This window comes from Micromonospora sp. LA-10, assembly GCF_051853095.1.
Taxonomy (GTDB): domain Bacteria; phylum Actinomycetota; class Actinomycetes; order Mycobacteriales; family Micromonosporaceae; genus Micromonospora; species Micromonospora echinospora_A.
Window position 1 is genome coordinate 4,264,107 of the sequence record NZ_CP195710.1, and the last position, 22,071, is coordinate 4,286,177.

The 22,071-nt window shown below is 74.2% G+C and carries 21 protein-coding genes; 16 read left to right on the forward strand and 5 right to left on the reverse strand.

What is annotated here, in order from left to right; translation table 11 throughout:
* Positions 1-9 precede the first annotated feature (9 nt).
* From ACSDG8_RS20190 to ACSDG8_RS20220, 7 genes are all read left to right on the forward strand, one after another.
* Positions 10-1,407, forward strand: coding sequence for an efflux RND transporter periplasmic adaptor subunit (locus ACSDG8_RS20190; RefSeq protein WP_210896868.1), 1,398 nt, complete (start codon positions 10-12; stop codon positions 1,405-1,407).
* A complete protein-coding gene (locus ACSDG8_RS20195; RefSeq protein ID WP_210942541.1) occupies positions 1,404-2,252 on the forward strand; it encodes an ABC transporter ATP-binding protein in 849 nt (282 codons plus the stop codon). The genes ACSDG8_RS20190 and ACSDG8_RS20195 overlap by 4 nt, the downstream gene beginning before the upstream one ends.
* Positions 2,249-3,433: an ABC transporter permease gene (locus ACSDG8_RS20200; protein ID WP_210942540.1), complete on the forward strand. Its 1,185-nt coding sequence runs from the start codon at positions 2,249-2,251 to the stop codon at positions 3,431-3,433. The genes ACSDG8_RS20195 and ACSDG8_RS20200 overlap by 4 nt, the downstream gene beginning before the upstream one ends.
* A gap of 212 nt (positions 3,434-3,645) precedes the next feature.
* Positions 3,646-3,855, forward strand: coding sequence for a helix-turn-helix domain-containing protein (locus ACSDG8_RS20205; protein WP_013288759.1), 210 nt, complete (start codon positions 3,646-3,648; stop codon positions 3,853-3,855).
* Between the two features lie 221 nt (positions 3,856-4,076).
* The gene (locus tag ACSDG8_RS20210; RefSeq protein ID WP_007465623.1) at positions 4,077-4,178 is read left to right on the forward strand and encodes a 30S ribosomal protein bS22; all 102 of its coding nucleotides are present in this window, start codon (positions 4,077-4,079) and stop codon (positions 4,176-4,178) included.
* A gap of 120 nt (positions 4,179-4,298) precedes the next feature.
* Positions 4,299-5,372 carry an NAD-dependent epimerase/dehydratase family protein gene (locus ACSDG8_RS20215; RefSeq protein ID WP_210896862.1) on the forward strand — a complete coding sequence of 358 codons (1,074 nt, stop codon included), beginning with the start codon at positions 4,299-4,301 and terminating at the stop codon, positions 5,370-5,372.
* A 320-nt stretch (positions 5,373-5,692) separates the two neighbouring features.
* Positions 5,693-6,592 carry a lysophospholipid acyltransferase family protein gene (locus ACSDG8_RS20220; protein WP_307856128.1) on the forward strand — a complete coding sequence of 300 codons (900 nt, stop codon included), beginning with the start codon at positions 5,693-5,695 and terminating at the stop codon, positions 6,590-6,592.
* A 15-nt stretch (positions 6,593-6,607) separates the two neighbouring features.
* Here ACSDG8_RS20220 and ACSDG8_RS20225 read toward each other — a convergent pair whose 3' ends face one another.
* From ACSDG8_RS20225 to ACSDG8_RS20235, 3 genes are all read right to left on the reverse strand, one after another.
* Complete coding sequence (locus ACSDG8_RS20225; protein ID WP_210896860.1) at positions 6,608-7,486, reverse strand: HAD family hydrolase; 879 nt, start codon at positions 7,484-7,486, stop codon at positions 6,608-6,610.
* A gap of 111 nt (positions 7,487-7,597) precedes the next feature.
* Complete coding sequence (locus ACSDG8_RS20230; protein WP_210896858.1) at positions 7,598-8,455, reverse strand: DUF5667 domain-containing protein; 858 nt, start codon at positions 8,453-8,455, stop codon at positions 7,598-7,600.
* Positions 8,456-8,747: 292 nt separating this feature from the next.
* Entirely contained in the window at positions 8,748-9,719 is a 972-nt protein-coding gene (locus ACSDG8_RS20235; protein WP_210896856.1) for an ECF subfamily RNA polymerase sigma factor, BldN family, read from the reverse strand.
* A 512-nt stretch (positions 9,720-10,231) separates the two neighbouring features.
* Here ACSDG8_RS20235 and ACSDG8_RS20240 point away from each other — a divergent pair.
* Genes ACSDG8_RS20240 through ACSDG8_RS20250 form a run of 3 tightly spaced genes read left to right on the forward strand, consistent with a single transcriptional unit; the run spans position 10,232 to position 12,812 of the window.
* Positions 10,232-11,902 (forward strand): AMP-binding protein, encoded by a 1,671-nt coding sequence (locus ACSDG8_RS20240; protein ID WP_210896854.1) that lies wholly within the window; start codon positions 10,232-10,234, stop codon positions 11,900-11,902.
* Positions 11,892-12,146, forward strand: a complete 255-nt coding sequence (locus ACSDG8_RS20245) for a glutaredoxin family protein (RefSeq protein ID WP_210896852.1) — start codon at positions 11,892-11,894, stop codon at positions 12,144-12,146. The genes ACSDG8_RS20240 and ACSDG8_RS20245 overlap by 11 nt, the downstream gene beginning before the upstream one ends.
* 24 nt (positions 12,147-12,170) lie before the next feature.
* The gene (locus ACSDG8_RS20250) at positions 12,171-12,812 is read left to right on the forward strand and encodes an HAD family hydrolase (protein ID WP_210897013.1); all 642 of its coding nucleotides are present in this window, start codon (positions 12,171-12,173) and stop codon (positions 12,810-12,812) included.
* Positions 12,813-12,818: 6 nt separating this feature from the next.
* Here ACSDG8_RS20250 and ACSDG8_RS20255 read toward each other — a convergent pair whose 3' ends face one another.
* Positions 12,819-13,475, reverse strand: a complete 657-nt coding sequence (locus ACSDG8_RS20255) for a LuxR C-terminal-related transcriptional regulator (RefSeq protein ID WP_210896850.1) — start codon at positions 13,473-13,475, stop codon at positions 12,819-12,821.
* Between the two features lie 93 nt (positions 13,476-13,568).
* Positions 13,569-14,873, reverse strand: coding sequence for a sensor histidine kinase (locus tag ACSDG8_RS20260; protein ID WP_210896848.1), 1,305 nt, complete (start codon positions 14,871-14,873; stop codon positions 13,569-13,571).
* A 390-nt stretch (positions 14,874-15,263) separates the two neighbouring features.
* Between ACSDG8_RS20260 and ACSDG8_RS20265 the strand changes: the two genes are divergently transcribed.
* From ACSDG8_RS20265 to ACSDG8_RS20290, 6 genes are all read left to right on the forward strand, one after another.
* Complete coding sequence (locus ACSDG8_RS20265; RefSeq protein ID WP_210896846.1) at positions 15,264-16,034, forward strand: redox-sensing transcriptional repressor Rex; 771 nt, start codon at positions 15,264-15,266, stop codon at positions 16,032-16,034.
* Positions 16,031-17,404: a glutamyl-tRNA reductase gene (locus ACSDG8_RS20270; RefSeq protein ID WP_210896843.1), complete on the forward strand. Its 1,374-nt coding sequence runs from the start codon at positions 16,031-16,033 to the stop codon at positions 17,402-17,404. The genes ACSDG8_RS20265 and ACSDG8_RS20270 overlap by 4 nt, the downstream gene beginning before the upstream one ends.
* On the forward strand, positions 17,401-18,387 hold the full coding sequence (hemC, locus tag ACSDG8_RS20275; protein WP_210896841.1) for a hydroxymethylbilane synthase: 987 nt from the start codon (positions 17,401-17,403) through the stop codon (positions 18,385-18,387). The genes ACSDG8_RS20270 and hemC overlap by 4 nt, the downstream gene beginning before the upstream one ends.
* On the forward strand, positions 18,384-19,964 hold the full coding sequence (locus ACSDG8_RS20280) for a uroporphyrinogen-III synthase (protein ID WP_210896839.1): 1,581 nt from the start codon (positions 18,384-18,386) through the stop codon (positions 19,962-19,964). Before hemC ends, ACSDG8_RS20280 begins: the two co-directional genes overlap by 4 nt.
* Positions 19,965-19,976: 12 nt before the next feature.
* Complete coding sequence (gene hemB, locus ACSDG8_RS20285) at positions 19,977-20,960, forward strand: porphobilinogen synthase (RefSeq protein ID WP_030502884.1); 984 nt, start codon at positions 19,977-19,979, stop codon at positions 20,958-20,960.
* A 465-nt stretch (positions 20,961-21,425) separates the two neighbouring features.
* The gene (locus ACSDG8_RS20290; RefSeq protein ID WP_307856121.1) at positions 21,426-22,040 is read left to right on the forward strand and encodes a helix-turn-helix domain-containing protein; all 615 of its coding nucleotides are present in this window, start codon (positions 21,426-21,428) and stop codon (positions 22,038-22,040) included.
* The last annotated feature ends 31 nt before the right edge of the window (positions 22,041-22,071 follow it).

Sequence of the window (22,071 nt, forward strand, 5' to 3'; positions counted from 1 at the left end):
GGTCGTAGCATGGGCCGGGTGGCCCGCACTCCCTCGCCGCGGCTGCCCGCGGCCCGCCGCCCCCGTCTCGTCACCGCGCTGCTCGCCGTCCTCGCCCTCACCGGCGCCACCGCCGCCTCCTGCGGCGACGAGGCCCCGGCGGTCACCGTCGCCGAGGTGGGCCGCGCGCCGGTCAGCGAGGTGATCGACGCGCCGGCCACTGTGACCGCACGGGCCGCCGCCACCCTCACCGCACCCGCCGACGGCACGCTCGCCGGCCTGCGGGTCCAGCCCGGAGCGCGGGTCAGCCGCGGGCAGGTCCTCGCGGTGATCGACTCGCCGTCCGCCCGGGAGCGCCTGGCGCAGGCACGGGAGGCGCTGCGCGCGGCGAAGCGGGCCGGCCGCGGCGCCGGGACCGGCGACCTGGGCGGCAGCCGGCGCGGTACCGACCGGGCCGCCGGCGAGGCGTTCGCCGCCGCCCGCGCCGCCGCGGGCAAGGTCGGCGACCCGCAGGTACGCGCCGCGCTGCTGCTCCAGGTCCAATCGGCGCAGCGGCAGTACGAGTCGGCCGCCCGCGCCGCCGACCGGGCGGTCGCCCAGGTGCAGCGCGGCGTGGCCGGCCTGAACAGCGCCGTCGGCGCGCTGTCGGCCGCGCAGCGACTCCAGGCCCAGCAGGCGTACGACCTGGCGAAGGCGACAGTGGACGCGTTGACGCTGCGCGCGCCGATCTCCGGTGTGGTGCAGCCGGGCGGCACCCGGGCGGCGGCGTCGGCCGATCTGGCCGGGCTGCTCGGGGCGGCCGGTGGCACGGCGGTGCCCGGTCTCGACCCGTCGGCGCTTGGTGCGGGCGGGCAGGGCGGCCCGCCGCCCGGGGTGGACGACGCGATTCCGGCCGGTGGCCGGGTCACCGCCGGCACACCGGTGCTCACAGTGGTGGACACCGGCCGGCTCGGCCTGCTCGCCGAGGTGGACGAGACCGACGTGCTGCTGGTCCGGGCGGGCGTGCCCGCGTCGGTCGAGCTGGACGCGGTGACCGGCGCGACGTACGACGCCACTGTGCGGTCGGTCGACGTGCTGCCGAGCAGTTCGGCGCGCGGCGGCGTCACCTACCGGGTCCGGCTCGACCTGGGCGCCGGCCGCCTCGGTGAGACCGAGGCCGCCCCGGCGCCCCGTCCCGGCATGAACGCGGTGGTGCGGCTGCGGGTGCGGGAGGCCGCCGACGCGGTGGCGGTGCCGGCCTCGGCGGTCTTCTCCGCCGACGGGCGGGACGCGGTCTGGGTGCTGCGGGACGGCCGGGCCGACCGGGTGCCGGTGACCGTCGGCGTGCAGGGGCAGGATCTGGTGCAGATCGTCGACGGCGTACGGGCCGGCGACCGGGTGGTGGTACGCGGCGCCGACCAGGTGCGCGACGGCCAGGAACTGCGGTGACGGGCCCGGCGATCGAGGCTGTCGACGTCTGGCGCACGTACGAGTTGGACGGCGTCTCGGTGTCCGCGCTGCGCGGGGTGTCGCTCACCATCGACCAGGGCGAGTACGTGGCGGTGATCGGCCCGTCCGGCTCGGGCAAGTCGACGCTCATGCACCTGCTCGGCGGGCTGGACCGGCCCAGCGGCGGCCGGCTGGTGATCGGTGGCCGGGACGTCACCACGCTCACCGCCCCGGAACTGGCGACGCTGCGCAACGAGACGATCGGTTTCGTGTTCCAGGCGTTCCACCTGCTGGCCCGTACGTCGGCTGTGGACAACGTGGCGTTGCCGCTGGTCTACCGGGGTGTCGGGGCGCGGCAGCGGCGGGAGCGGGCGGCGGCGATGCTGGGCCGGGTGGGGCTCGGCCACCGGCTGCACCACCGGCCCAACCAGCTCTCCGGCGGCGAGCAGCAGCGGGTGGCGATCGCCCGGGCGCTGGTCACCGAACCGGCGGTGCTGCTCGCCGACGAGCCGACCGGCAATCTGGACAGTGCCACCGGCGAGGCGGTGCTGGAGTTGCTGGAACAGTTGAACGCCGAGTCCGGGGTGGCGCTGGTGATGGTGACCCACGACCAGGAGGTGGCCGCCCGGGCGCGCCGGCGGATCGCGGTGCGGGACGGACTGATCCGCTCGGACAGCGCTCATGATCGACCGCCGTCGGAGGGTTCCGGCGCACCTGCGACACTGGACCCCGCTCCCAGCGCGGAGCCCCGGTCCGTGTCCGGAAACGGTCCGGGGCACCCGCCCGGTGGCTCCGGTGGCGCCGCCGGTGCCACCGGGCGCCTTCCGCGGGGAGACGCCGGATGAGGCTGGCCGAGGCGTGGCGGGTGGCGTGGGACGCGCTGCGGGCCAACCGGCTGCGCAGCGTGCTGACCATGCTCGGGGTGATCATCGGGGTGGCCTCGGTGGTGATCCTGGTGGCCATCGGCACCGGCACCAAACAGCAGGTCGAGCAGCAGGTCGAAGGGCTCGGCTCGAACCTGCTGCTGGTGGTGCCGGGCCGGATCGAGGTGGGCAACGCGCCGGTGGTCTCGCCGCTGGACCTCAGCGACGCAGACGCCGTCTCCCGGGTGGTCGGCGACCCCGGGCGGGTGGCGGTGACCGTGGCCTCCGGGGCGACCGCGCGGGCCGGCAACCGGTCCGACTTCACCACCGTGCAGGGCGTGCTGGAGACCACCCCGTCGGTGTTCACCAGGTCGCTGTCGCGGGGCCGCTACCTGACCGGGGCGGACGTGGACACCAGCCGCCGGGTGGCGGTGCTCGGCGACTCGGTGGCCCGGGCGCTCTTTCCCGACCGCGACCCGCTCGGTCAGCAGGTCACGCTGGCCGGGGTGCGGTTCCGGGTGATCGGCGTCTTCGCGCCGCTCGGGCAGAGCCTCGGCGTGGACCGGGACGACGAGGTGCACGTGCCGGTGACGGCGGCGCAACGGCTCTGGGGCACCCAGCGCATCGACGGCATCGCGGTCAAGGCGCCGGACCGGGAGCGGATCGACGAACTCGGCGAGCGGATCGTCGCGGAGTTGTCCCGCCGGCACCCGGACACCGAGTTCAGCGCCGTCACGCAGCGGCAGATCCTCGGCGTGCTCGGCGACATCCTGGGTGTGCTCACCGGCGTACTGGCAGCCATCGCGGGCATCTCGCTGCTGGTGGGCGGCGTCGGCGTCTCCAACATCATGCTGGTCTCGGTACGCGAACGGACCCGCGAGATCGGCCTGCGCAAGGCGGTCGGCGCCCGCCCCCGGGACATCGGGGTGCAGTTCCTGCTGGAGGCGGTGCTGCTCACCTCGGTCGGCGGCCTGACCGGGATGGCGCTGGGCGTGGGCACCGCCCTGCTCGTGGACGCGGTCTCCCCGATCCCGGCGGCGATCACCTGGTGGTCGCTGGCGCTGGCGTTCGGCGTCTCCGCGGCGGTCGGCATCGTCTTCGGCGTGGTGCCGGCGCAGCGGGCGGGCCGGCTCGACCCGGTGGTGGCGCTGCGCGCCGAGTAGCCGGGTCACCCCGGATCGGACGAGACACCCGTCCGGGCGAAAAACCCCTGGTGGACATCGGGTGAACGGCCGCCTCGCCATGATCAAAGGGTGGAAGGGATCGCGCAGGTCACAGCCGTCCCGCTACCGTACTGGTTACACGCGCGTCGCTCGTCGAGGCGGGAGCACCTGCCCGGTGACACGCGCCGGGCACGGGAATGGGTCGGTGAGCCATGGCCGGGTCGCAGTCCGACGCACGGCTGTCGGATGTCAGGTTCCTGACCGTCGCCGAGGTGGCGACGGTCATGCGGGTCTCCAAGATGACGGTCTACCGTCTCGTGCACAGCGGTGAGCTGACCGCGGTGCGGGTCGGCCGCTCGTTCCGGGTGCCCGAGCACGCCGTGCACGAATACCTCCGGGGCGCCTTCCAGGAGTCCGCCTGACCACTCAGCGGGCCGGTCCGCCGAGTGCGACGAAAAGGGGCATCGACGGGGGCGCGTTGGTCCTGCTGACGCACTCCGGTTAGGCTGGACCACGACCGTGATCGCCCTCTGGTGTGCCCTGCCCACCACGCTGGTCCGGTCCGTTGTCCGCAAGCGGTCAAGGCGCCACCGGCGGTGGTGTCTTCCGGTCCGCCCCGAACGTTGCATCGAAAGGCTGTCGTATGGGCTCGGTGGTCAAGAAGCGCCGCAAGCGCATGGCTAAGAAGAAGCACCGCAAGCTGCTGCGCAAGACCCGCGTCCAGCGTCGCCGTCTCGGCAAGTGACCGGGGCCGGGCACTGGCCCGGCTCCCGGCACCACTTGCCAACTGTCGACCCTCGGAGGCTCAGGTGATCAGGCCGCGGACGTCCCGGCTCGATCCTGCCTGCCGCGCAAGGCGCACGACATGACCCCCGGTGACACCTCCGGTGCCCCGGGGGTCGTCGTCGTCACCGGAGTCGGTCGCTGGCTCGGCGCGCACGTCGCCGCACGGCTCGCCGCCGACCCGCGGATCGAGCGGGTCATCGGGGTCGATCCGACCCCGCCCAACCCCGAGCTGGCCGACCTGCTCACCGACGTGGAACGGGTCCGTCTCGACCTGGACTCGCTCGGCGGCCTCCTGGCCGACCTCGACGTCGACGCCGTGGTGCACCTCGCGCTCGTCACCTCCCCCGACCCGCAGCAGGGCGGCCGGTCGGGGATGAAGGAACAGAACGTCATCGGCACGATGCAGATGCTCGCCGCCGCGCAGCGCGCGCCCCGGCTGCGGAAGCTCGTGGTCCGCTCGTCCACCGCCGCGTACGGGGTGTCGTTCCGCGATCCGGCCGTCTTCACCGAGGAGACCGAGCCCCGCGAGGTGCCGCGCGGCGGTTTCGGCCGCGACATACTCGACATCGAGGGGTACGTGCGCGGGTTCCGCCGCCGCCGGCCCGACGTCACCGCGACAGTGCTGCGCTTCGCGCCGTTCATCGGGTACGCCGCCGACACCACGCTCACCCGATACTTCTCCCAGCCGGTGGTGCCCACCGTCTTCGGCCGTGACCCGCGCCTGCAGTTCGTGCACTTCGACGACGCGCTGGAGGTGCTGCACCGGTCGGTCGCCGAGGACCACCCGGGCACGTACAACGTCGCCGGGCCGGGCGTGCTGTCGCTGTCGCAGGCGATCCGCCGGGCCGGCCGGGTGGCGGTGCCGGTGCTGGAGCCGGGCCTGGCCGGGGTCGCCGCGATCGCCCGCAGCCTGGGCTTTGGCCGGTACGGCCTGGACCAGGTGGACCTGTTCGTGCACGGCCGGGTGGTGGACACCAGCCGGCTGGAGCGGGAGTTCGGCTTCACGCCCCGCTCGACCGCCGCCGCTTTCGACGACTTCATCCGCGCCCACCACGGCGGCGTCGTGGTGACCCGGGACCAGTTGGCCGCGGCCGAGCAGTTGGTGCTGGAGAGCATCCGGCAGGTCCGCTCGACCGTACGGGAGCGTTCGTGAGCAGCCCGGAGGAGCGGCGCGACGCGCGCTACGACGTACCGCTGGACGTGCCCGGACCGGGCGCGGAGCCGGCGCGGCGCAACGGACACCGCCGGGTGACCGCGCCGTCCGCCCGCCCGGCCGCGCCGGTGGACCCGGCCGACGAGCCGGACACCTCCGCCGACGAGCCCGGCGCCGGGACGGTCGCCCCGGGCCCGGCGGCGCACCGCCCGGCGGCCGAGAAGACCGTGGCCAAGAAGACGGTCGCGAAGAAGGCCGTGGCGAAGAAGACGGTGGCCAAGAAGGCCGTGGCGAAGAAGGCCGTCGCGAAGCCGGCCCCGGTGAGTGACGAGCCGGCCGGTGACACGCCGCCCGCACCGGCGGTGGCCGACCGGCCGGGCGACCACTGGGACCGCAAGGTGGCCCAGGGCCTGGCGTTCCTGCGGCGGCGGCTCGCCGGTGACTACGAGGTCGACGAGTTCGGCTTCGACCCCGACCTGACCGACGCGGTCGTCCACCCGCTCGTGCGGCTGCTCTACCGGGACTGGTTCCGCACCGAGGTCAGCGGCATCGAGCACGTACCGGCCGAGGGCGCGGGCCTGGTCGTGGGCAACCACTCCGGCACCGTGGCGCTCGACGCGCTGATCCTCTCCACCGCGCTGCACGACCAGCACCCGGCGCGCCGCTACCTGCGGCTGCTCGGCGCCGACCTGGTGTTCCGGATGCCCGTCGTGTCCGAGATAGCCCGCAAGACCGGCGGCACCGTGGCGTGCAGCCCGGACGCGGAGCGGCTGCTCGGCAACGGGGAACTGGTGGGCGTGTTCCCGGAGGGCTTCAAGGGGGTCGGCAAGCTCTACTCCGACCGTTACAAGCTCCAGCGCTTCGGCCGGGGCGGGTTCGTCTCCGCCGCGCTGCGCACCGGTAAGCCGATCGTGCCGGTGGCGATCGTCGGCGGCGAGGAGATCTATCCGATGCTCGCCGACATCAAGCCGCTGGCCCGGCTGCTCAAACTGCCGTACTTCCCGGTCACGCCGACGTTCCCCTGGCTCGGGCCGCTGGGCATGGTGCCGCTGCCGAGCAAGTGGCTGATCGAGTTCTGCCCGCCGATCCCGACCGCGCACCTGCGTGACTCCGCGGACGACCCGCTGGTGGTGTTCAACCTCGCCGACCAGGTGCGGGAGACGATCCAGCAGACGCTGCACAAGCTGCTCGAACGCCGCCCCGACCCGTTCGGGCCCTGAGCGGTCGGTGCGGGCTCAGACCTCGCGGTGCCGGCGCCGGTGCAGCGCCAGGCCGGCCGTGACCGCGCCGGCGAGCAGCCCGGCGGCGGCGGTGGAGGGCACAGCGATGCGTACGGCCCGCCGCCCGGTGCGGAAGTCGCGCACGTCCCAGCCCTGCTCGCGGGCCTGCCGCAGCAGCGCCGGATCGGGGTTCACCGCCACCGCGCGGCCGACGGCAGAGAGCATCGGCAGGTCGTTTGCCGAGTCGCTGTAGGCGGCGCACCGGTCGAGGTCCAGCCCTTCGACGGCGGCGAGCTGGGTCACCGCCTCGGCCTTCGCCGGACCGTGCATCAGGTCGCCGACCAGCCGTCCGGTGTACGCGCCGTCGACCACCTCGGCCACCGTGCCGATCGCGCCGGTCAGGCCGAGCCGGGCGGCGATCACCCGGCCGATCTCGACCGGGGCGGCGCTGACCAGCCAGACCCGCTCACCCGCGTCGAGGTGACGCTGGGCTAGGCGGCGGGTGCCGGCCCAGATGCGCGGGGCCATCAGCTCGTCGAAGATCTCGTCGGCGAGGCGCTCGATGTCGTCCACCCGCCAGCCCTGGACGAAGGCGAGCGCGGCCTCCTTGGCCTGGGACATGTCACCCGCGTGCTCGGTGGCGAGCAGCCGGAACCGGGCCTGCTGCCAGGCGAAGCGGGCCAGGTCTCCGGTGGTGAAGTACTTCCGGGCGGCCAGCCCACGGGCGAACCAGTAGATCGAGGCGCCCTGCATCATCGTGTTGTCCACGTCGAAGAAGGCGGCAGCCGTCGGGTCGGGCGGAACCGTGGTCGCGGGCGCCGACGAGGTCTCGGACCAGCCCGCGGTGTGCCCGTGCGCGTCGGTGCTGACGGTCACCTTCCGGGTGCCGGCCACGGTGACCTCCCTGCCTCGACGACCGCGTACGCCCTCCGCGTCGAGCGTATCCGGCAGGGTGTGACGGGTGCGTGTCCGCCGGGAGAAGTGTGGTGCGGTCGGCGTCCGCGCTCAGCGGTCGGCCGGGCAGGCGGCCGGGGCGGGCCCGAGCGCGTCGCTGGCCTGCGGCGCGGGCAGCCCGCAGGCGATCGCCTCGCGCAGCGCGTCGGCGCGTTTGCCGGCCGCGTCGAGCAGCGCCAGCGAGCGCCGGGTGCGCTCCCGGTCGGCGTGGTCGGGACGGTCCAGCAGGCCGCTGACCACCCGGCGCTGGCCGGCGAGGAACGTGTCCACCGCGTCCAGCGCCGCCGGGTCGGAGCGCTGCGCGGCGACGGTGGTCAGCAGGCGTACGCCCTGGCGGGTGTCCGCGTCCATGTCGTCGAGGACGGCGCTGAAGCCGAGCCGGTCGTCGCGCACCGAGGCGGCTTCGTCGAGCCGGGTGCGGGCGAAGTCGAGGAAGAGCTGGCCGCGGCTGATGTCCGAGCTGGCGAGCGCGAGCTGGGCGCGCTCGGTGGAGCGCTTCATCCCGTACAGGGCGTCACCGGGCAGCGCGTTCTCGCTGGCTGCGGAGATCCCGGAGAGGGCGATCGCGCCGGCGGCCACGCCGACCAGGATCGCGCCCCGGGCCCGCGCCCGGCGCCCGGTGATCGCGGGCAGCAGCGTGCCGCGTACCCCGGTGGGGGCGGGCTTGGCCGGAGCGCCGATGCCCTCGCGTTCGGCGGTGGCCACGAGCATCGCCCGCAGTCCGGTGCGGAACTCGGCGCGCGGCTCGGCGTCGGGCCCTTCGGCGGTGAGCCGGCGGCTCACCTCGACGAGCGCGGTGAGTTCACCGTCCGCCTTGGACCGGACGTGGTGCCGGCGTCCGCCGTTGGCCTCGTCGAGGAGTTGCGCGAAGCGCTCGGCCCGCCGACGGGAGAAGAGGTCGCTGTCCACGGCGGCACCCCCTCTCGCTGGTCACGGCCGGGCGGCCGTCGTCGTCACCAGCGACCGGTGGCAGCGTGTGGCGCAGAGCCGACCGGGACGGCCGACCTGACCCGCCGGACCGGGTGGCCCGGGGGACGCCGGGACAACCACTGGTCGCACCCGGAGAAACGGACCGCGCCGGTGGACGGTTACGGCTGGGGCGGCGGCGAAATCACCAAGAGTGATCGGCCTGCGTGGCGCGTCGGGCACGCGACAGCGCCCGGCGACAGCGCCGGTGAGGGGACGGATGTGGGGCTGTCGCTCAGGAGTGGAAGCCGTCGGGCAGTAGCCGGGCCAGGGCCCGCACCGCCCGGTACTGGAGGGCCTTGATGGCGCCCTCGTTCTTGCCCATGGCCCGGGCCGTCTCGGCCACCGAGAAGCCCTGCAGGAACCGCAGCACGATGCACTCCTGCTGCTCCGGGTTGAGCTGCTTGACGGCGCTGAGCAGGGCGACGTTGGTGATGTGCTCCACCACCGCGGCCTCCGGGCTGCCCTCCGGCCCGCGGTCCTCCCGGTCGGCGTCGAGGACGTCGCCGGTGGTCACCTCCAGCCGGTAGCGCCCCGACTTGAAGTGGTCGGCGACCAGGTTGCGGGCGATGGTGACCAGCCAGGCGCCGAGGTCGCGCCCCTGCCAGGTGAAGCTGCCGATCCGCTTGAGCGCGCGCAGGAACGTGTCGGAGGTGAGGTCCTCGGCGAGCTGGCGGTTGCCGACCCGGAAGTAGACGAACCGGAACACCGTGTCGACGTACCTGTCGTAGATCAGCCCGAACGCCTCGGACTCGCCTGCCTGCGCGCGTTCGACGAGCGTCCACACCTCGGTGGCCGGGTCGGACGGGTCGGGGCGGCTGGGGAAACCGGTGGCGGTCGTGGCGGCCGGCACGGCGGGCAGGACTGCGGTGTCGCCGGTGGTCACCGCCGGCAGGACCGCGGTCTCCGCGGCGGAGGGCTCTGCGCCGGTCGCCGCGTCGCCGCGCCGTGCCTGGGCCGGCATGGTGGGGCGGGCCGGGCTGCCGAGCCGGTTGGCCGCGGGCTTCGCGTTGCCGCCGGGCGTCGCGGGGCGTGCCGGCGCCTCGTTCGTGTGGTGCGCGCGGCTGCGTACGCGCCGCCCCTCGCCGCGTACCGCGATCTGGCCGTCGGTGCCGCGGGGAGGTGGGTCGGCGCGCTCGTTGAGCGGGTTGCGCTGGGTCGGGCCGGTGACGCCGGCCGGCCGTTCGGCGTAACCGAAGGTGGTCACCGCGCCTCCCCGGTCCGAGTCGGGAGCGACTGCGCCGGGCGCCACTGTGGCGCCGGGGGACCGGGTGGAACCCGGCCGGGCGTGGCCGGGTCGGGACGTGCCGACGGGCGGCAGATCCCCTTGAGGTGCTGGTCCAATGCGCTGACGGGCACGGGGGCCTCCTCGGGCTGAGGGGTGTCGACTCACGGCAAATGGGGTGAGCCGACCCGAGTGATGATAGGGCCAACGTCACCCACGCGTGGCAAGTCCGTTACACAGAGCGGAAGTATTTCCCGCCGGATCGCACGGATGGCGGACCCGTTGTCCGTCGCGTGTGGTTGACTTTCGCACCGGATCGTGGTCCGCAGTGGAAAGTCCTGGTCGGAGCAGATTTTCTTTCCGCTCGGCGTGTCGCGAAAGTGGCTCGCGCGGGTCGCCCCGGGCTGCGCGGCGCACGCCGTTGGAGATCGTTATCCCGTGCTGGGGAATCCCACCGTACTGCATTCCCAGTCCCGTGTGGCGGACCCGGCGCCGTGTCCGGGCATGGTCCGGCGGACGCGGCTGTGCCAGACTCAGCCACCGTGCAGGACGCCGCCGAAAGCTCCGCGCCGAACCTCGCCGACCGGGTCCGCCGGGCCGCCACCGAACGGGGCGACCGGGCCGCGCTGCACTGGCGCGAGCGGACGCTCACCTGGTCCGAGCTGGACGACGCGGTCACCGACACCGCCCGCGCGCTGCTCGCCGACGCGCCGGCCGCCGGACCGGGGCATCCACCCCGGGTGGCTGTCGCGTTCGGTAACACCCCGGACTTCGTGGTCACCTACCTCGCCGCGCTGCGGGCCGGCCTGGTCGCCGTACCGGTCAACCCCGCGCTCACCGCCCGCGAGCTGCGGCACGTGCTCGCCGACTCCGGCGCCGCGGTGCTGGTCGGTGCGCCCGAGGTGACCGGCCGGGTGGACCGCGCCGAACTGCCCGCGCTGCGCGCCGTGCACACCGCGCCGCCGGTGGGCGGCGACGCCGGGCCGGTCCGGTTCCCGGCCCGCTCCGGCGACGACCTCGCCGTCCTGCTCTACACCTCCGGCACCGAGGGGCGGCCCAAGGGCGCGATGCTGTCGCACCGCGCGCTCGCCGCCAACCACGACCAGACCGACCGGATCGAGCCGCCGGTGGTCGGCCCCGACGACGTCGTGCTGCTCGCGCTCCCGCTGTTCCACGCGTACGGGCTCAACACCGCGCTCGGCGCCGTGGTGCGGCACGGCGCGACCGGGGTACTCGTCGACGAGCCCGCCGCGGGGACGCTGGACGAGATCGCGCGGCACCGCGTCACGGTGCTCGTCGGCGTACCGTCGATGTTCCTGACCTGGGCCGAGGCGGAGCGTGACCCGGCCGCGGCGCTGACCTCGGTGCGCGTCGCGGTGTGCGGCGCGGCGCCGCTGCCGCCGGCCGTCGGCGCGCGTTTCACCGAGCTGACCGGGCACCCGGTGCACGTCGGCTACGGGCTCACCGAGACCGCGCCCGTGCTCACCTCGACGCTCGTCGGCGGTGAGCCGAAGCCCGGCTCGATCGGCCGCCCGCTGCCCGGCGTCGAGCTGCGCCTGACCGGCGCCGACGGCGCCGAGCTGTGGCGCGACGGGGTCCCCGCCGACGAGCCCGACGACGACGAGATGGACCTCTCCGACGAGCTGGCCGGCACCGACCCCGGGCAGATCGTGGTACGCGGTCCGAACCTGTTCGCCGGTTACTGGCCGGACGGGCGGGGCGGGCCGGACCCGGACGGCTGGTGGGCCACCGGCGACGTCGCGTACGCCGACGGCGACGGCGACCTGTTCCTGGTCGACCGGCTCGGCGAGCTGATCCTCGTCAACGGCTTCAACGTCTACCCGCACGAGGTGGAGCTGGTGCTCCAGGCGCACCCCGGGGTGGCCGAGTCGGCGGTCCTCGGCGTGCCGCATCCGCGGACCGGCGAGACTGTGCGGGCGTACGTGGTGCGGGCGGCCGGCCCGCCGGTGACGGCGGACGATCTGCTCGCCCACTGCGCGCGTAACCTGGCCCGGTTCAAGTGCCCGACCGCCGTCGAGTTCGTCGACAGCCTGCCGTACTCGGCGATCGGGAAGGTACGCAAGACCGAGCTGCGCCCGGCGCCCGCGGTGCCGTCGCCGTCGCCGCCGACCGAGACCCGCACGGAGGTTTCCGATGTCCAGTGACCCGAGGCTCATCCTGATCACCCGGGCCGGCTGCCACCTGTGCGACGACGCGAAGGCCGCGCTCGACCGGGTGGTGGCGGTCACCGGTGACCGCTGGGTGGAGCGGGACGTCACCGGCGACCTGGAGATGGAGCGCGACTACGGCGACCGGCTGCCGGTGGTGCTGCTCGACGGCAAGGAACACGGGTACTGGCGGGTCGAGGAGGACCGGCTGCTGCGCGATCTGACCACGCCGCAGCTCTAGCCTTAGAGTGCTCGGGTGACGGGTATGCGACGCCACCTCGTGTGGGACTGGAACGGAACGCTCCTCGACGACCTCGACCTGGTGGTCCAGGCCACGAACGTCGCCTTCGCCAGCGCCGGCGGGCCGGCGGTCACCGCCGCCGAGCACCGGGTGCGGTTCCGGCGGCCGATCGCCGACTACTACGCCGAGATGCTCGGCCGGGCCGTGGATGCCGACGCGTTCGGCACGCTCGACCGCGTCTTCCACGACGCGTACCGGGCCGGGCTGACCACCTGCGCGCTGGCCGCCGACGCCACCACCGCGATCGAGTCCTGGCACGGCAGCCAGTCGCTGCTGTCCATGTGGTTCCACGACGAGCTGGTGCCGACGGTGCACACGTACGGGCTGACCCCGCACTTCCGCCGGGTCGACGGGCTGCGCGCCACCGTCGGCGGCGGGCGCAAGGCCGAGTGGCTGGAGAAGCACCTGGCGGAGCTGGGGCTGGGCGGGCACGAGGTGGTGCTGATCGGCGACTCGCTCGACGACGCCGACGCGGCCGCCTCGGTCGGCGCCCGCTGCGTCCTCTACACCGGGGGCCTCTCCGACCCGGACCAGCTGCGCGCCAGCGGCCACCCGGCCGCCGACACGCTCACCGACGCCGTGACAGTGGCCCGCACGCTGCCCTGACCGGGGTCAGGCGCGCAGGTGGGCCAGGACGGCCAGGACCCGCCGGTGGTGGGTGGTGGCGTCCGGCGGCAGGTCGAGCTTGGTGAAGATGTTGCGGACGTGCTTCTCGACCGCCCCGTCGCTCACCACCAGCGCGCGGGCGATCGCGGTGTTCGAGCGGCCCTCGGCCATCAGCGCCAGCACCTCGCGCTCGCGCGGGGTCAGCGAGCCCAGCGGGTCGTCGCGCCGCCGCCGGACCAGCAACTGGCTGATCACCTCCGGGTCGAGCACGGTGCCGCCGGCGGCCACCCGGGCCAGGCCGTCCAGGAACTCGTCGATCGCCGCCACCCGGTCCTTGAGCAGGTAGCCGATCCCGCCGCCGGCCCCGCCCGCGGTGTCCAGCAGGTCGTCGGCGTACGACACCTCGACGTACTGGGACAGCACCAGGATCGGAGTGCCCGGCACCCGGCGGCGGGCCTCCACCGCGGCACGCAGTCCCTCGTCGGTGTGTGACGGCGGCATCCGCACGTCCACCACCGAGACGTCCGGGCGGTGTGCCACCACCGCCTCGACCAGGGCCGGACCGTCACCGACGGCGGCCACCACCTCGTGCCCGTACTCCGTCAGCAGCCGGATCAGCCCCTCCCGGAGCAGTACGGCGTCGTCCGCGATCACCACACGCATGGGTCCGGTGTCTATCACGCCCGGACCCGGGTCCCGCCCGGCGGCCCGCATTCCGGGCGCGCCGCGTCACCGCGCGGCGGCCCGGGACCGCGATCACCTCGGCAGTTCCGCGTGGATCCGGGTCGGCCCGCCCTCCGGGCTGGTCACGTCCAGCGTGCCGCCGGCCGCCCGGACCCGGTCGGCGATGCCGCTGAGCCCGTGTCCCTTCGCCAGGTGGGCGCCGCCGACGCCGTCGTCGGTGACAGTGATCTCCAGCCGGCCCACCTTCCGGGTCACCTCGACCCGGCAGGCGCCGGCCCGGCTGTGCTTCGACACGTTCGTCAGCGCCTCGGCCACCACGAAGTACGCGGTGCTCTCCATCCCGGGGTCGAGCCGGCCGGCGGCGGTGCCCAGATCGTCGTCCACCACCAGTTCGGTCGGCACCAGCGCGCGGGCGGCGAGCGCGGCGAGCGCGCTGGGCAGGCCCCGGTCGACCAGGATCGGCGGCGCGATGCCGCGGGACAGGGCGCGCAGCTCGTCCAGCGTCTCCCGGGTCTGGGCCACGGCCTCGTCGAGCGTCTGCCGGGCCGCCTCCGGGTCGGTGGCGAGCTGGTGGCGGGCCCGGCCGAGGTCCATGGCGAGCCGGACCAGCCGCTGCTGCGGGCCGTCGTGGATGTCGCGCTCCAGCCGGCGCAGGGCGACCGCCTCGGCCGAGGCGGCGGCCCGCTTCTGCTCCTCCAGCGTGATGATCCGCTGTCGCATCTCGGCCACGCCGGTGAGCAGCGAGTACGCCAGCCCGGCCTGGAGCCGGGCGCAGCCGCGCGCCATCAGCGGGAGGGTGAACAGGGCGAACAGCCCGATAGCGGTGTTCAGGGCGATCCGCGCGCCCGCGCCGTCACCCATCCCGAGGAGCTGGCTCAGGTCCTGGTCGTCGACGCCGCGTGGGATGGCCCAGTCGTAGACGACGTAGAGCGTGCCGCCCAGGGCCAGCACCCACCAGACCACCAGCAGCACGAACGTGGGCACCGCCACGAGCAGCCGGACGAACGCGTGCAGCAGGTCGAGCCACGACTGCGCGTCCCGGATCGGGGTGAACACCCGCCGCCAGAACCCGGCGCCCGGCTCCGGCCTGCGGTAGACCGGGCGTACCCGGGGCCGGTCCAGCACCCCGGCGAGCCGGAGCCGCTCGATGTCGGCAAGCCCGCGGGTGGCGTACAGGAAGCCGGCGAGGATCGGCAGGCCGAGCGTGGTCACCAGCAGCCCGGCGCTCAGTGAGATCCCGACCACGGCGAGGACGAAGCCGACGATCGCCAGCGGAAGGCCGAGGATCACGTAGGCGGAGTCCCGTCCGAGGCGGCGCAGGAGGCCGAGAACGGGTGACATCGGGGCGGGCGCGGTGGCCAGTGGCGCGGCGGTCATGGTTCGAGGCTATGGGCGTACGACCTGCCGACCCATCCCGCACGCTGGCCTCTTGGCGGTGGGGTTCTCCCTACTGCAAAACGTGAGCCTCGCCTCGCCGCACCGGTGACGGAGCGCTACGGACCGCGCGCGATTGGTCAGGGAAGTCGGGATTGAGCAATAATCGCCACGCGCCGCCAAGGGATGCGGTCGATCGATCTTGCGAGAATGGAGGGGCAGGTGAAGGCGCGTCGCGAGCTTTCAAGATCGCGATTTGTGCACCTCTTCACAAGCGCCTACTCTGTAGTTCCGACGCGCCCTGCTAGCACAGCCGGCAACATCGGTCGCCAGCGGGAGTCCCGAAACGACCGGCCCTCGTCGCTGGTCGAGGATCGCACCGCACGGAGTCTCATGAGTCAGCACCGTCAACCAGGCGCGCCCGGTCGCACCGGTGCCGTACCGGCGCTTCCGGACCTGCCCGAGGCGACCGTGTCACGGCTCCCGGAATACCTGCGTGCGCTGCACGCGCTGGCCGACTCCGGCCACGAGACGGTGTCCAGCGAAGGGCTCGCGAACGCCGTCGGCGTCAACTCCGCGAAGCTCCGCAAGGACCTGTCCCACCTCGGCTCGTACGGCACCCGCGGCGTCGGATACGACGTGGCGCTGCTGGTCGACCAGATCTCCTCGGTGCTCGGCCTCACCCAGTGCCGGGCCGTCGCGCTCGTCGGCGTCGGTAACCTCGGTCACGCGCTGGCCGGCTACGACGGCTTCGCCAACCGCGGCTTCCGCATCGCCGCTCTCCTCGACGCCGACCGGTCCCGGGTCGGCGAGCTGATCAACGGGCTCGTCGTCCAGCACATCGACGAGCTGTCCCAGGTGGTCGCCGAGGAGTCGATCTCGATCGGCGTCATCGCCACGCCCGCGCCGGCCGCCCAGGCGGTCGCCGATCAGCTGGTCGCCGTCGGCGTGACGAGCATCCTCAACTTCGCTCCCTGCGTACTCTCGGTCCCGGACGGGGTCGACGTGCGCAAGGTCGACCTCGCCATCGAGCTGCAGATCCTGTCCTTCCACGAGCACCGCAAGGCATCGCTGACCGCGCTTCCCGCCACCGGCGGGTCCGCCCTCACCGCTCTGCCCGGCGGGCTCGCGGCCACCGACACCCAGGAGGCGATCGGCACGTGAAACTGCTCGTCGTCGGCGCGTCCTACCGCACCGCACCGGTCGCCACCCTGGAACAGCTCGCCGTCCCGCCCGCAGACCTCACCCGGACGCTGGACCGCCTGATCGCCCAGCCGTACGTCGCCGAGGCCGTCCTGGTCTCCACCTGCAACCGGGTGGAGGTCTACGCGGCCGTCTCCGGGTTCCACGGCGGACTCGGCGACATCTGCGCGGTCCTGGCCGACCAGGCCGGCTGCCAGCCGGCGGCGCTCGCCCCGCACCTCTACGTGCACTACGACGCCGCCGCCGTGGACCACGTCTTCCGGGTCGCCGCCGGGCTCGACTCGATGGTGGTGGGCGAGGCGCAGATCCTCGGCCAGCTCCGCGACGCCTACCACTCCGCCGGTGGCGCCGACTCGGCCGGCCGCCTGCTGCACGAGCTGATGCAGCAGGCGCTGCGGGTCGGCAAGCGCGCGCACGCCGAGACCAACATCGACCGGGCCGGGCAGAGCGTCGTCACCGCCGCCCTCGACCTCGCCGCCGACCTGCTCGACGGCGATCTGGCCGGGCGGCCCGCGATGATCGTCGGCGCCGGCGCGATGGGCTCGCTGGGCGTGGCCACGCTGTCCCGGCTGGGCGCCGGCCCGCTCACCGTCACCAACCGGGGCGCCGCCCGCGCCGTCCGGCTCGCCGAGTCGTACGGCGCGTCCGCCGTCCCGATGGCCGAGCTGATCACCGCGCTCGCCGACGTCGACGTCGTGGTAGCCGCCACCGCCGCCACCGAGCCGGTGCTCACCCGCGACGTGGTGACCCGGGCGCTGGCCCGCCGCGACGCCGACCGGGGCCCGCTTGTCCTGCTCGACCTGGCCGTCCCGCGCGACGTCGAGGCGGGCGTCGCCGAGCTGCCCGGCGTCGAGGTGATCGACATCGACCGGATGGCCACCGTGCTCGCCGACGGGCCCGCCGCCGCCGACGCCGCCGAGGTGGCCCGGATCGTGGCCGGTGAGGTCGAGTCGTTCCTGAGCTGGCTGCGCGGCGCCGACGTCGCGCCGACAGTGGCCGCCCTGCGCGGCCGGGCCGACGACGTCGTCACCACCGAGCTGCGCCGGCTGGGCCAGCGCCGACCCGACCTCAGCGACGACCAGCGGGCCGAGGTGGCCCGCACCGTGCACCGGGTCGTGCAGCGGCTGCTGCACCAGCCGACCGTACGGGTCCGCCAGCTCGCCGCCGAGCCCGGCGGCGACCAGTACGCGGCGCTGCTGCGCGAGCTGTTCGACCTGGACGTCCCGCAGACGTCCCCGGTCGACACCGTTCCCGACGTGGTCGCCACCGATCTCGACGGGCGGCCGTCGTTCGACGCCGCCGACATCCCGCCCACCGGAGGTGCGCGATGACCGCCCCACTGCGCCTCGGCACCCGGGGCAGCGCCCTGGCGATGGCCCAGTCCGGCCACGTGGCCGAAGCCCTCACCGCGGCCACCGGCCGCCCGGTCGAGCTGGTCGAGGTGGTGACCGCAGGCGACAAGTCCACCGCCCCGGTGCAGCGACTCGGCGTCGGCGTGTTCGTGTCCGCGCTGCGCGACGCGCTGACCGCCGGTGAGATCGACTTCGCCGTGCACTCGTACAAGGACCTGCCCACCGCGACGGCGCCCGGCCTGCACGTCGCGGCCGTCCCGCCCCGGCAGGACCCGCGCGACGCGCTGGTCGCGACGGACGGTCGTACCCTCGCGGAGCTGCCGCCCGGCGCCCGCGTCGGCACCGGCGCGCTGCGCCGGATCGCCCAGCTGCACGCGCTGGGCATGCAGTTGGAGGTCACCCCGATCCGGGGCAACATCGACACCCGGCTCAGCCGGGTGCTCGGCCCGGACGCCGACCTCGACGCCGTCGTGCTGGCCCGCGCCGGGCTCAACCGGATCGGACGCGCCGACGCCATCACCGAGACGCTCGACCCGATGCTCATGCTGCCCGCGCCCGCTCAGGGCGCGCTGGCCGTCGAGTGCCGGGCCGACGACCAGGACGTGATCGAGATGCTCGCGCTGCTCGACCACGAGCCGTCCCGCGCCGCGATCACCGCGGAACGGGCGCTGCTGGCCACCCTGGAGGCCGGATGCAGCGCACCCGTGGCCGCGTACGCCGTCCTCGCCGAAGGCGAGCCCACCGACGAGGGCGACGTGATTCACGAGATCTACCTGCGCGGTGCGGTGATCAGCCCGGACGGTACCCGTGACCTCCGACTGTCCCGCACCGGAACGCCCGCCGACGCGGCGGAGATCGGCAAGGCACTCGCCGCCGAACTCCTCGAACTCGGCGCCGACTCGATCCTCGGCCAGGACGTACAGGCCGGCCCGGGGACCCAGCAACTTGGGAGCACAGAATGACCCGCACCCGTAAGCCCGTAGGCCAGATCGCTTTCGTCGGGGCCGGTCCCGGCGACCCCGGCCTGCTGACCCGCCGGGCGCTGGACGCCCTGGTCGAGGCCGACCAGGTGGTCTACGACCGGGGCGTACCCGAGTCGCTCCTGGCGCACGTCCGCGTCCAGGCCCGGCCCGACGCCGAGTTCAGCCCCGCCGAGGGCGTACCGGGGGACGTGGCGAAGGTGCTGATCTCCGCGGCCCGGGCCGGGCAGAACGCCGTGCACCTCGTCTCCGGTGACCCGTTCGGCCACGACTCGGTCGTCAAGGAGGTGCAGGCGGTCGCGCGTACCGCCGCGCACTTCGAGGTGGTGCCGGGCGTCGGCCAGGCCGAGGGCGTCGCCACCTACGCGGGCGTCCCGCTGCCGGGCGTACGCACCGCCGCCGACGTCGAGGACGTCACCGCGCTCGACTTCGACGCGCTCGCCACCGCAGTGCGCCGGGGTTCGCTGGCGCTCGCCGTGGACGCCGGTGACCTGGCCGCCGTCCGGGACGGTCTGCTGGCCGCCGGGGTCGACGGCACCACAGCGGTCGGGGTGACCGGCGACGGCACCGGCGAGACGCAGTACACCACCACGTCGACAGTCGACTCCTTCGTCGCGGCGGCGCTCGGCTTCACCGGCCGGGTGGTGCTCACCGTCGGCGCGGCCGTCACCGACCGCGACAAGCTGAGCTGGTGGGAGAACCGCCCGCTGTACGGCTGGAAGGTGCTGGTGCCCCGCACCAAGGAGCAGGCCGGCGTGATGAGCGCGCGGCTGCGCGCGTACGGGGCGATCCCGTGCGAGGTGCCGACCATCGCGGTCGAGCCGCCGCGTACCCCGGCGCAGATGGAGCGGGCGGTAAAGGGCCTGGTCGACGGCCGGTACGCCTGGGTCATCTTCACCTCGGTCAACGCGGTCCGGGCGGTGTGGGAGAAGTTCGCCGAGCACGGTCTCGACGCCCGCCACTTCGGCGGCGTCAAGATCGCCTGTATCGGGGACGCCACCGCCGAGGCGGTCCGCGCGTTCGGCATCCAGCCGGAGCTGATCCCCTCCGGGGAGCAGTCCTCCGAGGGCCTGCTGGCCGAGTTCTCGCCGCACGACGAGGTCCTCGACCCGGTCGGCCGGGTGCTGCTGCCGCGCGCCGACATCGCGACCGAGACCCTCGCCGCCGGGCTCACCGAGCGGGGCTGGGAGGTCGACGACGTGACCGCGTACCGGACGGTGCGCGCGGCGCCGCCGCCGGCCGAGATCCGCGACGCGATCAAGTCCGGCGGGTTCGACGCGGTGCTGTTCACGTCGTCGTCCACGGTGCGGAACCTCGTCGGTATCGCCGGGAAGCCGCACGCCCGCACGGTTGTTGCAGTGATCGGGCCCAAGACCGCGGAGACCGCCACCGAGTTCGGCCTGCGGGTCGACGTGCAGCCGCCGCACGCCTCGGTGCCCGACCTGGTGGAGGCGCTCGCCGCCTACGCCGTCGAGCTGCGGGAGAAGCTCGCCGCCATGCCGGCGAAGCAGCGCCGCGGCTCCAAGGTGCAGGGCCCGACCGCCCTGAGGTTCCGCTGACAGGAGGCTCCCATGCCGTACCCCGAGATCCGGCCCCGCCGGCTGCGCCGCAACGCGGCCGTGCGGCGGCTGGTCTCCGAGACCCGCGTCGACCCGGCCGAGCTGGTCGTGCCGATGTTCGTCAAGGAGGGGCTGACCGAGCCGAGGGCGATCGCGTCGCTCCCGGGAGTGCTCCAGCACTCCCGGGACTCGCTGCGCAAGGCCGCCGTCGAAGCGGTCCAGGCCGGGGTCGGCGGGATCATGCTGTTCGGGGTGCCGGCGACGCGCGACGAGACCGGCTCCGGCGGTGTCGACCCGGCGGGCATCCTGAACGTGGCGATCCGGGACGTGATCGCCGAGGTCGGTGACGCGACTGTGGTGATGAGCGACCTCTGCCTGGACGAGTTCACCTCGCACGGGCACTGCGGCCTGCTCACCCCGGACGGCGGGGTGGACAACGACGCCACGCTCGCCGCGTACGCCGACATGGCGGTCGCCCAGGCCGCCGCCGGGGTCCACGTGGTCGGCCCGTCCGGGATGATGGACGGCCAGGTCGGCGTGGTCCGCAAGGCGCTCGACGCCGCCGGGCACCGGGACGTCTCGGTGCTCGCGTACGCGGTCAAGTACGCCTCCGCCTTCTACGGCCCGTTCCGCGACGCCGTGGAGTCGGCGCTGGAGGGCGACCGGCGTACCTACCAGCAGGACCCGGCGAACCTGCGCGAGTCGCTGCGCGAGGTCGAGCTGGACGTGGCCGAGGGCGCCGACATGGTGATGGTCAAGCCCGCGCTGCCCTACCTCGACGTGGTGTCGGCGGTCCGGGCCGCGGTGGACGTCCCGGTCGCCGCCTACCAGGTCTCCGGCGAGTACGCGATGGTCGAGGCGGCCGCCGCGAACGGCTGGATCGACCGGGAGCGGGTGATGCTGGAGACGCTCACCTCGATCCGCCGGGCCGGCGCGCAGATCATCCTCACCTACTGGGCGGTCGAGGCGGCCCAGTTGCTGCGCGAACGCTACTGACCCTCGCCCGGCCTGTCGTCGGGCCTGAACGGCCCCGCGCCGTGCGTCGGCGAGATGCGTGGTTCGCCGCTGGTGGCTGCGGTGCCCCGCGTCGTCCACAGCGGGGCACGGTGACTCTCGGTAGTTCTTGGGGTGGACCGCGACATTGCCTCCGGTCGACTTTGCTCTGCAGCCATGGGCGCAACTGTCACGAAGCGTGAGTGTTGCCTCGATGGCTGCAGAGCAAAGTCCGCCGAGGTGGTCCTCCTTGGTCATGCTTTCCTGGATGTTTATGTCGGGTCCGGTGCCCTTTGTTCCATCTTGCTTCGGCGGTGTCCGTTAACGCGCAGTGATGTCACGCTCCGTGTGCCTTGGGTGGCGCGGTCGGCGTGCGGCGCAGCTTGGTTGGACGCCGGATGCCGGGTTTTCCACAAGGGCGGGGAGCGGGGTTGCCGGGCCGATGCGCCGGGCGGGACCGTGGGCGGCGTGACAGACATCGCCGACACCGGGCCGGAGGCGGCCGCCGACACAGGTGCCCGCGCCCGCGCCGCGCCGGAAGCAACTTCCGTCGACGGAGAGGAGGGCGGGCCGGCGCTGCTCACCGAGCCGTTCGACGTCCCGTTCCCGGCGGCGGGGATCGTCCGGGCGGTGCGTCGTCGGGCCGACGCCAGCCAACGTGAGCTGGCCCGGTTCGCCAACGTGCATCCGAGCACGATCGGTCGCATCGAGGCGGGCAGTCTGACCCCGAGCCTGGCCATGCTGTCGCGCATCATCGGCACAGCCGGTTTCCGGCTCGTGGTCGTCGACGAGGCCGGCATGGTGCTCAAACCGATGCGGGACCGGGCTGACCTGCGTGACGGCGCGGAGCGGCGGTACCCGTCCCACCTCGACGTTGTCACCGACCCGGAACCGGGGGAGTGGTGGGCCGACCGGTACGGGCTGGCCCGTCCGCCGGAGACCTTCTACCGCGACCGGGCGGTCAGGGACGCGCTGCGCCGCCGCAGCCAGTGGGAGGTGCGGGTGGCCAAGTACCGGAACGTGCCGTCCCCGCCGGATCCGCAGCGGTGCGGATACCGCGGCGGCCCGCCGATCCGCCCGTGAGCGAATCGACGGGCCGCCCCGCGCAACACCT